General features: G+C 42.6%; 10 protein-coding genes. 1 reads left to right on the top strand and 9 read right to left on the bottom strand.

Annotation, left to right across the window (positions count from 1 at the left end; all coding sequences use genetic code 11):
* Window positions 1–82: 82 nt before the first annotated feature.
* From lepA to gpr, 4 genes are all read right to left on the bottom strand, one after another.
* The gene (gene lepA, locus NSQ99_RS08310) at window positions 83–1,900 is read right to left on the bottom strand and encodes a translation elongation factor 4 (RefSeq protein ID WP_251670544.1); all 1,818 of its coding nucleotides are present in this window, start codon (window positions 1,898–1,900) and stop codon (window positions 83–85) included.
* A 166-nt stretch (window positions 1,901–2,066) separates the two neighbouring features.
* On the bottom strand, window positions 2,067–2,531 hold the full coding sequence (locus tag NSQ99_RS08305) for a hypothetical protein (RefSeq protein ID WP_340836145.1): 465 nt from the start codon (window positions 2,529–2,531) through the stop codon (window positions 2,067–2,069).
* Window positions 2,532–2,548: 17 nt separating this feature from the next.
* Window positions 2,549–3,763: a stage II sporulation protein P gene (spoIIP, locus tag NSQ99_RS08300; protein WP_340836144.1), complete on the bottom strand. Its 1,215-nt coding sequence runs from the start codon at window positions 3,761–3,763 to the stop codon at window positions 2,549–2,551.
* Between the two features lie 501 nt (window positions 3,764–4,264).
* Window positions 4,265–5,269: a GPR endopeptidase gene (gene gpr / locus NSQ99_RS08295; protein WP_251670533.1), complete on the bottom strand. Its 1,005-nt coding sequence runs from the start codon at window positions 5,267–5,269 to the stop codon at window positions 4,265–4,267.
* 193 nt (window positions 5,270–5,462) lie between these two features.
* Between gpr and rpsT the strand changes: the two genes are divergently transcribed.
* The gene (gene rpsT / locus NSQ99_RS08290) at window positions 5,463–5,735 is read left to right on the top strand and encodes a 30S ribosomal protein S20 (RefSeq protein WP_251670532.1); all 273 of its coding nucleotides are present in this window, start codon (window positions 5,463–5,465) and stop codon (window positions 5,733–5,735) included.
* Window positions 5,736–6,519: 784 nt separating this feature from the next.
* Here the strand turns inward: rpsT and NSQ99_RS08285 are convergent.
* The 5 genes from NSQ99_RS08285 to NSQ99_RS08265 form a co-directional block, all read right to left on the bottom strand.
* Window positions 6,520–7,836 (bottom strand): MFS transporter, encoded by a 1,317-nt coding sequence (locus NSQ99_RS08285; RefSeq protein WP_340836142.1) that lies wholly within the window; start codon window positions 7,834–7,836, stop codon window positions 6,520–6,522.
* Window positions 7,837–8,132: 296 nt separating this feature from the next.
* On the bottom strand, window positions 8,133–9,194 hold the full coding sequence (gene holA, locus NSQ99_RS08280) for a DNA polymerase III subunit delta (RefSeq protein ID WP_340836141.1): 1,062 nt from the start codon (window positions 9,192–9,194) through the stop codon (window positions 8,133–8,135).
* A gap of 230 nt (window positions 9,195–9,424) precedes the next feature.
* Window positions 9,425–10,471 (bottom strand): anti-sigma factor family protein, encoded by a 1,047-nt coding sequence (locus tag NSQ99_RS08275; RefSeq protein ID WP_340836140.1) that lies wholly within the window; start codon window positions 10,469–10,471, stop codon window positions 9,425–9,427.
* Entirely contained in the window at window positions 10,468–11,016 is a 549-nt protein-coding gene (locus NSQ99_RS08270; protein WP_251670523.1) for an RNA polymerase sigma factor, read from the bottom strand. The genes NSQ99_RS08275 and NSQ99_RS08270 overlap by 4 nt, the downstream gene beginning before the upstream one ends.
* 175 nt (window positions 11,017–11,191) lie before the next feature.
* On the bottom strand, window positions 11,192–13,750 hold the full coding sequence (locus tag NSQ99_RS08265) for a ComEC/Rec2 family competence protein (RefSeq protein ID WP_340836139.1): 2,559 nt from the start codon (window positions 13,748–13,750) through the stop codon (window positions 11,192–11,194).
* Window positions 13,751–13,824: the final 74 nt, after the last annotated feature.

Raw genomic sequence — 13,824 nt, 5'->3', positions numbered from 1 at the left:
TAAAAAAGGGCTGCTTCGTCACCGATATGCACATCGACAACAAAGCCAGCCCTTCATAAAAGCTGCAATCATGCAGCAGCTATTAATCTTCGTCGATCTTCAATACCGCCATAAACGCTTCCTGCGGTACTTCAACGTTACCAACCTGCTTCATGCGCTTCTTACCTTCTTTTTGCTTTTCAAGCAGCTTACGCTTACGGCTAATGTCACCGCCGTAGCATTTGGCTAATACGTTTTTACGCATCGCTTTAACGGTTTCACGAGCAATAATTTTCGTTCCGATCGAGGCTTGAACAGGCACCTCGAACATTTGTCGAGGAATTAAGCCTCTAAGCTTTTCACAGATAATCCGTCCTCGGTGATGAGCACGATCACGGTGAACGATGACTGACAACGCATCGACTTGCTCACCATTTAGCATAATATCCATTTTCACAAGGTTGGATTTACGGTAACCGATCAGCTCATAATCGAAGGATGCATATCCCTTAGTGCTCGATTTCAGTTGGTCAAAGAAGTCATAAACGATCTCGGCTAATGGAAGATTGTACGTAATCGTGACACGATTCTCATCCAAATATTCCATATTAATAAATTCACCGCGTTTATTCTGACATAGCTCCATAACGGAACCAACATAATCATTCGGCACAATAATACTTGCTTTAACGAACGGCTCCTCAACAAAATCAAGCTTACTGGAATCTGGATAATTAGAAGGATTGTCTATTTCTAATACGTTTCCGTTCGTCAATGTTACTCGATAAATAACGCTCGGTGCAGTCGTTATCAGTGGGATATTGAACTCACGCTCAATCCGCTCTTGAATAACCTCCATGTGCAGTAAGCCTAGAAATCCACAACGGAAACCGAATCCAAGCGCAGTCGAGCTCTCCGGCTCGTAACGAAGGGATGCGTCATTTAGCTCTAGCTTTTCTAGTGCCTCACGCAGGTCATTATAGTCCTGTGAGTCAATTGGATACAGACCACAATAAACCATCGGGTTAATACGGCGATAACCTGGCAACCCCTCACCTGCTGGACGATCAGCATCGGTAATCGTATCCCCGACGCGAGTATCCTTCACATTTTTAATGCCCGCTACAACAAAGCCAACATCGCCTACGCGAAGCTCATCAACGATTACTGCTTTCGGTGTAAAGCAGCCCACCTCAATAACCTCAAACTCCGCATTCGTTGCCATAAAGCGAATGTTTTGACCTGCCTTAATTGAGCCGTTTACTACACGGACATAGACGATAACACCTTTGTATGGATCGTAATGAGAGTCAAATATAAGAGCTTGGAGTGGCGCTTCAGGATCACCCTCAGGCGCTGGTACATTAGCTACGACCTGCTCTAGAATATCCTCTATTCCAATACCGGCTTTTGCAGATGCATGCACAGCTTCACTTGCATCAAGTCCGATGACATCCTCGATTTCTTGCTTCACACGATCAGGCTCCGCGCTTGGCAGATCTATTTTATTAAGAACCGGTATAATTTCCAAATTATTATCAAGCGCTAGGTAAACGTTAGCTAGCGTTTGAGCCTCAATCCCTTGTGCAGCATCGACAACTAATAAAGCACCCTCACAAGCCGCTAGGCTTCGTGATACTTCATATGTAAAGTCGACGTGTCCAGGTGTATCGATCAAGTTGAGTAAGTACTCTTCGCCATCCTTCGCACGATATGTCAATCGTACAGACTGAAGCTTAATCGTAATACCACGCTCACGTTCCAGGTCCATCTTATCAAGCACCTGTGTCTGCATTTCACGTGAGCTGAGCCCTCCAGTTAGCTCAATAATTCTGTCCGCTAATGTCGACTTTCCATGGTCAATATGAGCGATAATCGAAAAATTTCTAATTTTCTTCTGTCTTTCGCGAACGTCGGTCATGCCTAACCTCCACACATTCCTTGAATAATCAATCAACCTATTATACCGTTAAACGTTATTCACATCAATGGACACGTATATAAAAGTTTTAATGCTTATAAAAAAAGCAAATGTGTCGGCAAGAAAGGCTTTATTGAAAGCACATCCTGTCGACACATCGTATCACCTAATCAATCACATTGCTAAATAATTTGGCTATAAATTGCAGGCCAGATGAGGAAGCGTTTTGCAGTACCTCGGAAGTCGTATCAGCCACTCGGTTTACAGCTGGTTTAGCTGCATCCTCATTTAATAAAAGCTTTTGCTGAAGCTCTTCCTTTTCTTTAAGCAGTGCAAGTCGTTTTAGCTCAGCGATTTCAGCCTCTAGAGCAGCAATCTCCTTATCAATCGGGCTTTCTGGAGTAAAGTTCGTTTTGAAACTGTCAGAGGCTTGAGTATCATCAGCAGCTTCAATAGGGATTAGACCGATAGCTTTCTCGTTGCTTGTCTGAGATTGTGCCGCAGCCGCAGTTTCATCCAGTGGACCATAAATGCGCTCTATACCTGTCGTTGTCATTTCGAGCATGTACAGCAAGATGACCGTAATGGCACCTCCCAATACGAGCCACTTCCAAGCCTTATTGCGAAACATAGCTACTCCCTCCTTTACTAGCCCTCAGATTGATGGATTTGTGCAATAACGTCAGCTAAAGCCTTCGCCGTTCGATAGCTTTCTTCAAGCGTATTGTCTATACCGCCAACTTCTATTAAAACGCTTTGACTGGACAGTGTCTGATTATATTCCGCATTGCCGCTATTCGCATTTTTCCCCCAAATGCCACGAGATAAACCTGGATACTGCTCTTCAAGCTTCTCATGAATTTTCAGGGCAAACGCTTCGTTTTCTTTCCAATTTGGATTACGTTGTCCAATAATAAAGTATACCTGTGCATAGCTCTCACCATTAATTTCAGCTGTCGTATATTTTCTAGCTTGAGAATCACGATGCAAATCAAATACATATTGCAGCTCATCGTTGCTTGCAATCGCTTCTTTAACCGTTTTTCGAGAGTATTTATAGCTATACTCCCACTCATAGTCAGGTACAGCGGTTGGATAATCTGTATCGGATACCATCGCGCCTAACCCAAGCTTCTCAAGCTCCTCGGCTAATCGCTGACCAACTAATGTTATATTGTTCTTCGTTGATTGTGCATCATCGTTCGAAGTTTCAGAATTCCACGATTCGCGGTTATGAGTGTGATAGATGAATGCAACTGGCTTAGCAGCACTCTCTACTCCTTGTGGTTGAGCCGGTTCCTCTTCTTGCTCCGGCGCAACTGGAACCTCATCTGGTTCGCTGCTATTGTCATTGCCCACTTCTGCTAACAGCTCGTCCAAATACTCGTCATCAATCGGCGCTAAGCTCATGTTCTTATCATCCTGTGGTGCTATCGCCGGATCGGAGCCTTCTCCTCCATGGATTAATGTAGATTGCTCTTCTACACTGCTATATAGCATCTCACTAGAAACAAGGCTAGCTGGATCGAGTAATGATACATTTGTTACCTTTTCTAGCAGCCATAGTCCTAAGCTTGATAAAGAGAACGTGTCTAGCTTCTGATTGGACGCGTAGTATGGTAGCTCTTCCGCAAGCATTCCCTGTAGTGCAGACTGCTTGATGTCAACTGTTGCAAGACCATACGTCGTTTGCTTTGCACTTATCTCATGTCTCATATACGAACCGATTCCGATCAATATAACGAACGTCATCGATAATAGCATTAACAGCATAAATGTTTTGGCATAGCCTTTTAATTCCTTCCATTCCTCCGCACTATTCCAACGTTCGGTCGCTACCGTTAGTTTAAGCTCTCTTTCCATTGCAATCTCCCTCTCCAGTTGATTTCTATCATTCTACTTCTACTCTATGAGCCTGCTCGCTGTGCTAGAACTATATTTTGGAATTGATAGAATGAGAGATTTTAAGGCGCTCCGTAATTGTTGAGGTTCAGTTTGCTGCTGCTTGATGTTTTTCAGCGCTCCGCAAACGGTGAGGTTTCAATTGCTGTTGCCCTCTGATTTCAGCGCTCCGCAAACGGTGAGGTTTCAATTGCTGTTGCCCTCTGATTTCTGGAAGGAGATTAATAGTAGAAATCAGAGGACAAAGGCAACCCCTTCGCTTTTCCACTCTCACCGTTTGCTCCGCTGGAGCAGCCTCCACCGGGTGTGTAAAGTGGGCTGTGCTGCGTGGTTTCAATTCGCCACTTACTCTGCTAGGTTATTTGTGAGCTGTGCCTTGTTCACATAATCAAGCTTAAAAGGGCTGTGACAAAAGCAAACGCTTTGCTTTTGTCACAGCCCCGATAAGGATTCCATTCACATTTAATGTGTATATGCACCTACATTGTTCGTATCGATTGCCTCATGTAGCGATGCATTTAGTCCACTGGCAATGATGTTACCTATATCCTCGATAAATTCATCGATTTCTTTCGGTGTCACGAGCATGTTATGACCGATAGGCTCCAACACTTCTTTTACTAAAGACAGCCTTTCCTGCTCATTCATTTGATTAAGTAGCCCGAAAATTTTATCATTATCGCCATTGTTTTTTGCAAGGTGATTGCGCATTAGATCAATGGTGTTGTTAACGATGGTTGATGCATAAAGGACTGTTGGGACACCGATTGCAATCACAGGGACGCCTAGTGTTTCTTGTGTTAATCCTTTACGTTTGTTTCCAATGCCTGATCCAGGATGAATACCAATATCAGCTATTTGAATGGTTGTATTCACTCTCTCTATGGACTTTGAAGCAAGTGCATCTATCGCGATAACAAGATCAGGCTTCGACTGGTCGACAATTCCTCTAACAATTTCGCTCGATTCAATCCCTGTTATTCCGAGTACACCAGGTGACACAGCACTTACTGGACGGTAGCCAGGTGCTACGTCGTTTGGCATCAGCTCGAAAAAGTGCCTCGTTACCATAACATTTTCCACGACGATAGGACCAAGAGCATCTGGTGTTACATTCCAGTTACCGAGTCCTACAATTAATACCTTTGCATCCTTTGTAATAGAAAGCCGCTGAAGAAACAATTCGAACTCCTTCGCCATATGTGTAGCTACACGATCCTGTAGCGTCGTATCCCCATTGCGCAGCTGAGGCACCTCAATCGTTACATATCTGCCGACCATTTTACCGATAGCTTGAGAACCTACTTGATTTTGCACGTGCAAGCGTGTAATGGTAATCCCTTGATCTTCAAACGTTTCCTTTTCGACACCAGTAATTGGGGCGGTCGCTAGCTCCGTAGCCATCTCAACAGCTTCGATTGCTAGATCAGTACGTACCTGATATGGAGATAAATCAAGTTCTGACATTTTAAATGCCTCCTCTATCATTGTTTTACATTCGTATTGTTCGCTCTTGTACAACAATTCATGCACAGCCATTTTAATGTTTATCACCGCTCTGCTCTTGCATTTTGACTACGCACATGCTAATATATTTTAAGTTGTGTTGAACAGGTTTCTGGAACATGAAACGCTTTGACTAGTCTAGGAGGTGAATTCCATGCCAAACATTAAATCCGCGATCAAACGTGTAAAAACTAATGAAAAACGTCGCGCACTGAACGCTTCTCAACGTTCTGCACTTCGTACTGCAGTTAAAACAGCTGACCAAGCTATTGCAGGCGCTGATGTTGAAGCTGCAAAAGCTGCTTTGATCACTGCTTCGAAAAAATTGGACAAGGCTGTAACTAAAGGCCTAATTCATAAAAATGCGGCTGCCCGCAAAAAATCTCGTCTTGCTAAAAGATTGAACGCTCTTAGCGCACAAGCTTAATAGCCGATGAATGTAAAACCTCGTCCTCTGGTCGAGGTTTTTTTGTGTGTTTTAATACGGGAACCTAGCATTGCAAGGAGTGTGGCTACTTCTAAGTAAAGCTTCTCAAAGCAGTTATGCTAGAAAATGCATAGAGTGCTCGTACACAGCAATAACGGCAGTTGTTACAGTAGTAGATTAGTAGCGGTGGCTAAAGCACAGTATCTGCGAAGAGAATGGCTGGTAATAGTGATTAGGCATGCGGCTCAGGAAGAGCAGCAAAACAATTGAGGATTGTAACCGTGGAGCGAAAACCACGATGACCGTTAGCGGAGTGAATACTTAAACAGTAAATGCGGAGCGTGGTCATCTGGACACCTATGGAGTAAATAGAGTGGCTATCACTGCGAGGCCAATGCCCACGATGACGCTACAGCAGAGTAAATGGTGAGTTTATCATATCGTAGCATCTGCTGGCTATGACGCCACAGCGGAGTAAATGGTGAGGTTCACTTCGTTGCATCCCCATGACGATGACGACGCCACAGCGGAGTAAATGGTGAGGTTCGCTTCGTTGCATCCGCCATGACGACGCCACAGCGGAGTAAATGGTGAGAGTGGAAAAGCGAAGCGGTTGCCTTTGTCCTCTGATTTCTACTATTAATCCCCTTCCAGAAATCAGAGGGCAACAGCAATTGGAACCTCACCGTTTACGTAGCGCTGCCAACAGCTATTGAAACCTCACCATTTACGGAGCAATGCTCAACACTACAACGGCTATAGACCCCCACCATTTACGGAGCAACTAATGGAGCACATTACTAACAGGAGCATTATGTAGATTGTTCTCCTCGTCCAGAGCTTGAATAGCTCGTATCCGTGAAGTCAATAGCGCGACAACGACGACAAGAAAACCTGCTATTATAAATAACAACCCAATCCCTCTGCCTGGACCTACTCCAATAACAGAACCGACTGAACCTGCTAATTTCCCACCTTCCACAAGCAAAGGATTAAACACCTTATCGGCAAGTAGACCAGCCGTACTATACGCAATAATAAAGCCTACTTGCGACAGGATTCCAATAATCCCCCAGACACGACCTTGCTTATCATTGGGAATGTTTCGCCTAACGAGCACATCCGCACTCGTATTAACAAATGGCAACGATCCTAAAAATAAGAAGCCTGCAAAAATGAGCAAATAAATATTCGTCGTGGTGCCAAGCATTGCGAAAGCAAAGCCAGCTAACACCAAGCCCATAACAAGCATAGAGGAATAACGCTTCGTTAACGAAAACCTCCCGATCAGTAATGAGGTTATAAGCATGCCAATCGCACTTATAGACTGGAACATCCCTAGTGTTTTGGCAGTTGTAAATGATAGAAGCATAGGCCCAATTAACGTCTCCAGAAATCCAAGATAGAAGGTAATAATCGACACAATGATAACAAGTAGCAGAACACCTCGATTATTTTTTATCGTATTCCAGCCCTCTATTATTTCGTAATACCAAGGCTTGCGCTCTTCGTGCTGTGAAGCCGCAATCAGCTTCTTTCGAATAAAAAACACCGCTAGTATTGCAACGAGGTATGTCATTATATTAATGACTAATATGATCTCAATTGTCGTAATCGATAATAGTATGCCCGCAATGATGGGTGAGAATAAAAATTTTGCTGATTCTGCAAGCTGAACAAGCCCACTCCCTTTGGAGAAGTCCTTCTCCTCTAGTAAATCTGTTGCGGAGGCACGATATGCCGGGGCCTGCAAGGATGAAAAAATCGAGCTAATTGAGACACCGACATAAATATGCCAAAGCTCAATATTATTCGTTAACATCATCATAAGTATGAACATCAAGCCTATAGCTGCACCTAGATCACCGACAATCATCATGAGACGTCGATCGTAACGATCTGCCAGCACTCCACCGATCGGACGCAACAATATGTTAGGTACAAAAGCAAACAACGTAATTAACGCAACAGCAGTTGCCGTATTCGTCGTTTCAAATGCATATACACCAAGTGAAAATGCAGTAAGTCCAATACCAATCATAGAGATCAACTGCCCAAACCATACAATTAAAAATCTTGCAAATGATTTTTGTTGTGTCAAACGAAATCTCACCCTTCATTCTACTTCATAAAATACTTACCTCTTGTGACACCCTTTAGATGCTCCTTACGAATATTACTTTCATTTCCTTTCAAAATTAAATTCAATTCCCCATTTCTAATCATACCTTCTGATTAAGCTAGTCTACTATTTCGTCTTATTCGTATTGTTTTTACTCCTACATGTATATGTATCGCTATGAATATAAAATAACCCCGCCCTTGTTGTGACTTTGTAAAGGACGAGGTTATGTACGAATGCTCTGAAGTGAATAGCAGCTACAGCCATTCTCACTGTTAATCCATCATAAAGGATTCGCTTTGAAAGGATAGTGTATAGCTACTACCTAGTGACAATATGAATAGCTCTAATCCTAACGCTTTATCAACTTTACCAGTTTTCATGCCGTAATCAAGATCGGCTAATGAGCTGAGCAGCTCAGCTAGCCTTTTTTTCTGGTAGCCTTTTGATTTTTCAGATGCTAGTTTAACTGCGTAGGGGTGAGCACCAATCATTCCAGCGATTTGCTGAGGACTATAATGATGCCCTTCAAGCTCTTTAATATGAATCATCATTCTAATTTGTCGTACAATAAGTGCAACGAGCTTAATTGGCTCTTCCTTACGAATTAGTAGCGCTTTATACATCGCAAGCGCATCAGCTAGCTTTACATTCACAATGGCATCTACAAGCAGGAATACATCTTCTTCAACCGTTACGCCTATAAGCTGATCTACAAGCTCCCGTGTGATTTCTCCACGTTCTCCTACGTGCAAGCACAGCTTGTCCAATTCCTGCACCAACTGCTGCATGGACATGCCAACTCTTCGAATGAGAAGCTCTCCTCCATCAGGATCCAGCAGCCTTCCTTGTTCTCCAGCCCTTTTTTTAAGCCATTGCAGCAATTGATTAGGCTCCAGCTCAGGAAAGTGAATAATGACTTTTCTATTTTTCAAGCTTTTTACAAGCTTTTTTCGTTCATCTAACTTTTCTGCATTAACGATAAAAACGACAACTGAGCTTTCCAGAGGATGTTCGATATAATTTAATATCGCTTCTTGACGATGTTCAAGCTTCGAGTTGTCCTTACCTGTCCCAAATACAATACTGTCCTTAACGAGAATTAGCTTTTTCTCCATAAAAAATGGCGCAGAATCAGCCTCTATCATAATCTCATCAAGCGAGGTTTCTTGCGTATCATATTTATTAATCCCCATATTTTGATCTTCGGGCTGAAACATTTTATTTTTTATCAACTCTACAAATTGCTCCATCCGGTATCGATCCTTACCGTACAGTACATAGAAAGGGGAAAACCTACCTGCTTGTACTGCCTTTATCGCATCCGATGCTTCCAATGCTGCACCTCCTAAGGTTGAATCGAGACAAAGTGTACCATTGTCATTAGAAAAGTTCAATGCTCATAGCACAAAACAAAGGGATGACCGCACTTTCATGAGGCATCCCTTTGTTATATGTTAACATTCCTAGCTAGCTCCATGGCACTAGCTATAGAATGGTCTTACGACGGTGTGTACCAGTCGTAGACGTTACATACTGTATATATACGCAGCATGGTATAAAAGTGTTACTCGTTTTGCTCATTTAGATTTATCGTATAGCGATTAGTTTGACCTTCTACATCCGTAACTTCGTAAATAAACGATTGACTTTCTGAATCCCAACCAACAAACTGCGCGGTACCTGTGATAGACATTTCCCAGGTACGGAGCTGCTCATTCGAACTTGTCTCATACAACGCTATTGTATGCCCTTCAATAACAACATAGACCTCTTCATCTGGAGAATAATTCTTCGCTAATTCAGAAGTTTCAGTCGCAATGCCAAGCATTCCTGTACTAGGCTCTTCCATGTCGGCTTCATTCTCCGTTACAGCTGCAATACCTAGCATTTCTTGCTCTGGCCTTTCCATATCTTTTTTAACAAATCCGCCCTGCTTGCTTCCTTCATCAAATTCATTTCTTGACTGATCACTAGCATCTGAGGCATTAGAATCGCTTGCTAAAGGTGGGGTGTTGGTTTTAACCGACGACTGTCCACTTGCATTACCTTCTGTAGCTGATGTATCTGTGTTGTGTGTAATACCGCTCGGTGTTGACAACGGCTCGATCGTGTAAGCGCCTGTGCTTTCTGTTTGAATATCATTTGCACGCTCCATCATTGCTTCATTGTCTCTGAATAAATTAGAAACATCAAATGGTTGTGCGACACGAGTATCAGATGAAGAACTAATGGCAACATCATATGCTACGCTATTATCTGATCGAGAGCCATTCCATCCCAATGACATTATGAATACGACAGAAGCCGCTGCCGCAACGCTTGCTGCAGTTGTAATCCAGCGCATTCTCGCATAACGCTTATGTTTCGATTGAGCGGTTACTCTTTGTCGATCAATCGCATCAAGCTCCGGCAATATTGAATCTACAATGCTTACCGATGGAGTTACACGAGGCAGCTGTTCCAAGCTTCCTGACAGTAGTGTTAGCTTCTCAAATAAATCTTTACAAGCGTCACATTCAGTTAAATGATTCATCAACAATGTTAGCTCTTGCTCATTCAAATCATAATCTAATTGCCGCTGCATTAATTCACCTACTTCAGTGCATATCATCCCCTAACACCACCTTTCTGATAATCTTGTAGTAATTGCTGTAGCTGTTGTCTCGCTCGGAATAAGTAGGACTTTACCGTATTTAAAGGCAGATCAAGTGAAGCTGCTATCTCGTTATACGAGAAATCCTGTAAATACCGTAAAACTACAACAGTTCGATGATGTTCAGGTAGCTGCTCAATTGCTTGTCTAATATCATCCATAGCAAATGCGGCAAGCACATCATGCTCGACATTACTTTTTTCCTGAAACACAAGCTCATGCTCTTCGATTGATACGGTTGGTTTGCTGCGTCTAAACTTGTCAATACAAATATTGGTAACGATTCGCTGTACCCATGTCTTAAACTGAGCCTTTTCCTCATACGTATCTATTTTAGTATAAATCCGAATAAGAGCTTCCTGAGAAGCATCAAGAGCATCCTGCTCATTGTTTAATATATAGTAAGCCGTTCGATACACATGGTTTTCAATCTCTCGCAAAAGAGTGACTAATGCTTCCCGATCACCCGATTGAGCCGATTTTATTAGCGATGGCTCTACCACGTGAAAGCTCCCCCTCTCATGCAACCTTATTGACGAAGTGATGTGCTTAAAGGTTGCAGCTTTATAACTGTTATCATTATTTTTATTTGAAATTATTTTCGTTAAATAATATAGCTTTTAATTTATAGATTCCACCACAATAAAGCATATCAAATAATGATACATCCGTCACCGTCTATTTCCATTTCCAGTAATAAAGCTGATCTTTTTTCACCTTAAACATCACTTCTCCTTGCTGATCAATACGCCAGACAAGGCTATTGTATAGTGACAATCTTTCCAAAACATCCGGATGAGGATGTCCATAACGATTGTTGCGCCCAGCAGAAATAACAGTATTACTTGGCTGCGTATAGGATAGCCATGAATAGTCTGTTGAATAACGACTGCCATGATGTGCTGCCTTCAATACCGATATAGTCGGTAATGGCTCCAGCTGCCCTTCCTTAACTTTAGCCGCATGCATGTTCACAAGACGTTCCTCTGCTTCCTTTCCAATATCTCCAGTATATAAAAAAGTAGAGTTGTACACAGTAAGCAAAAACACAAGACTCTGATCGTTCTGTCGTTTTAATTCTTCTATATGACTTGGAGTCTCGAGCAATGGCCACAGAACATCAATTTGGGTATAGCTATCTACCGCTATCGATTCACCGATGAGCGGTGTTCGCAATGGAATTCTCTTTTCCATAATTAATGAGAAGAGCTTTTCAGCATCCTCTGTCGTATCAAAGCTACCATTCCACCAAATCTCCTTCACTGGAATTTGCTTGACAACTTCATATAAACCTCCGATGTGATCGCTATCAAGATGGGATATTATTAATAGATCAATGTGGTGTACACCACGCTTCATGAGCAGTGGCAGCAGCACCTTTTTCCCTACCTCAAATGGATCCCTTCGCTGCTTCCAGTCCTCTTGCTCTCCGAACTTTAAAGTTCCACCGCCATCGACAAGAATGATTTTCCCTGTAGGTGTACGAATGAGACTAGCATCTCCTTGTCCAACATCAAGAAAGCTAATGGTCCCCGTCCGATTAAACAATTGAGGAATATAAGCGTATACAACAAGTAGTACGACCGCTAATGTATAAACTAACGGTTGAACATTCCGTTTTATCCAATGATCATATTGCTTATAATCGATTGGTTTGTATTCATCGATGACATTAATTGGCTCTGTATCATCCGCCATATTCCTGCCTTCAGCCTGAGCGACTGCGTGCTTAGCTTTCCAGTAACGAAATATCGCAAGCCATAAACTATACCAAAGAATGATCCATATGAGTGAAGGTGTTGCCCAAATCGTATGCAGCTGATGAACATTTCCTAATAAAGCTACGATATCAAAACTTAGCTCATTGCACCAATGGACAATGCTGGAAATTGGTTTGGCGAGCGTTAATGAAAAATGCCCTAGCAGCAGCCCAATGCTCGCTAAGGGCATGACGACTGTGCTTATGAATGGTACAAGAAAAAAATTAGCAAGCAATGATAGAATATGAAATTGATTAAAGTAATATATCGTAACGGGGAAGGAGATGATCTGAGCAACGATAGTTATTGAAAGCAGGTCCAAGGCCCACTTCCATCGTGTAGATGTAGAAAATAAGCTTTGAATAGCAGGAACACCTATAATAAGTCCAAGTGTTACGATGAAGGATAGTTGAAAGCTGACATCATGAAGCATATATGGATCCCACAACACGAGTAAAGCCGCAACGATCGCAATAATGTGAAGGCCATCCTTCAGCTTACCCGCTCGTGCAGCAATTAGTCCGATCATTGCCATCATGCCAGCTCTTAGTACGGAGGGCGATGCACCTGTTAGTGCAACATAGAACGGAATGGCAATTAGGAGCGAATAGATGATTTGCTCTTTACTGCGACGAAGCAGCTTGAGCAGTGCCGTTACCATATACATAAACACGGCTACATGCAATCCAGATATTGCTAATATATGAGTTAGACCAAGTGTGGAGAAGCTTCGAAATTGTTCAGGATCAAGCTCCGCTCGTATACCTAATATTAATCCTTTAAGATAGCCGCTTTCCTCTGATGAAAACAAGTCGTCTAGTGGAGCTGCAAGTTTTTTTCGTATTTCGTCGACGCCATGATACATATAGCTAATATGCCGCGCTTGTTTTATAATTTTCACATTGCTGCTACCCTTGCTTTTCCATAGCCAGTGAATGCCTTGCTGCTTCAAATACATTCGATAATTGAACGCCCCTGCATTGCTTGCTTCCTCAGGTACAGATAGCTCTCCTGCAAGTTTAATTTCTAAGCCGCGATGCCATTGCTTCGCTTCAAACAGCTCTTCTTCAGCAGCTAACGTCACGTGAACGATAAACTTTTCAGCTCTGTCTAAGACATATTCCTCACCGTTAACTATCAGCTGAGCGGATTGAAGCACAAACTTAGCACGATCTCCATCCAGCTCTACTTCACTGACAATCATACCAGTCGCTTGCACATTGGCTTCCTGGAGCTGCTCAGGCAAAGCAGTAACGTTTCGAGCGTCGACCATATATCGCTCTGCAGAACCTCCCAAAAACAGCAGTAGACATAGCACAGCCAGCTTTATTGTACATCGCTTAAACAGCAGTGCTATGCTTATACACAATATAAATGCCATTAATAGATAAATCCACAGATTCAGCTGCTGATTCGAGGCCGCAACATGCCCAAGTAAAAAGGATATTACGATATATACAACCGGTCTTTTGTTCAACGTTCACTTTCCTCCTCAACAAAAAAAGAACCTAGACGTCAATGTCTAGGTTCTTCCTTTTATCTACTATATGG

Source organism: Paenibacillus sp. FSL W7-1287 (genome assembly GCF_038004245.1).
In the GTDB taxonomy this organism is placed as follows: Bacteria; Bacillota; Bacilli; order Paenibacillales; family Paenibacillaceae; genus Pristimantibacillus; species Pristimantibacillus camelliae.
Note: the sequence above shows the minus strand (reverse complement) of the source record. Positions and strands in the feature narration are given on the sequence as shown.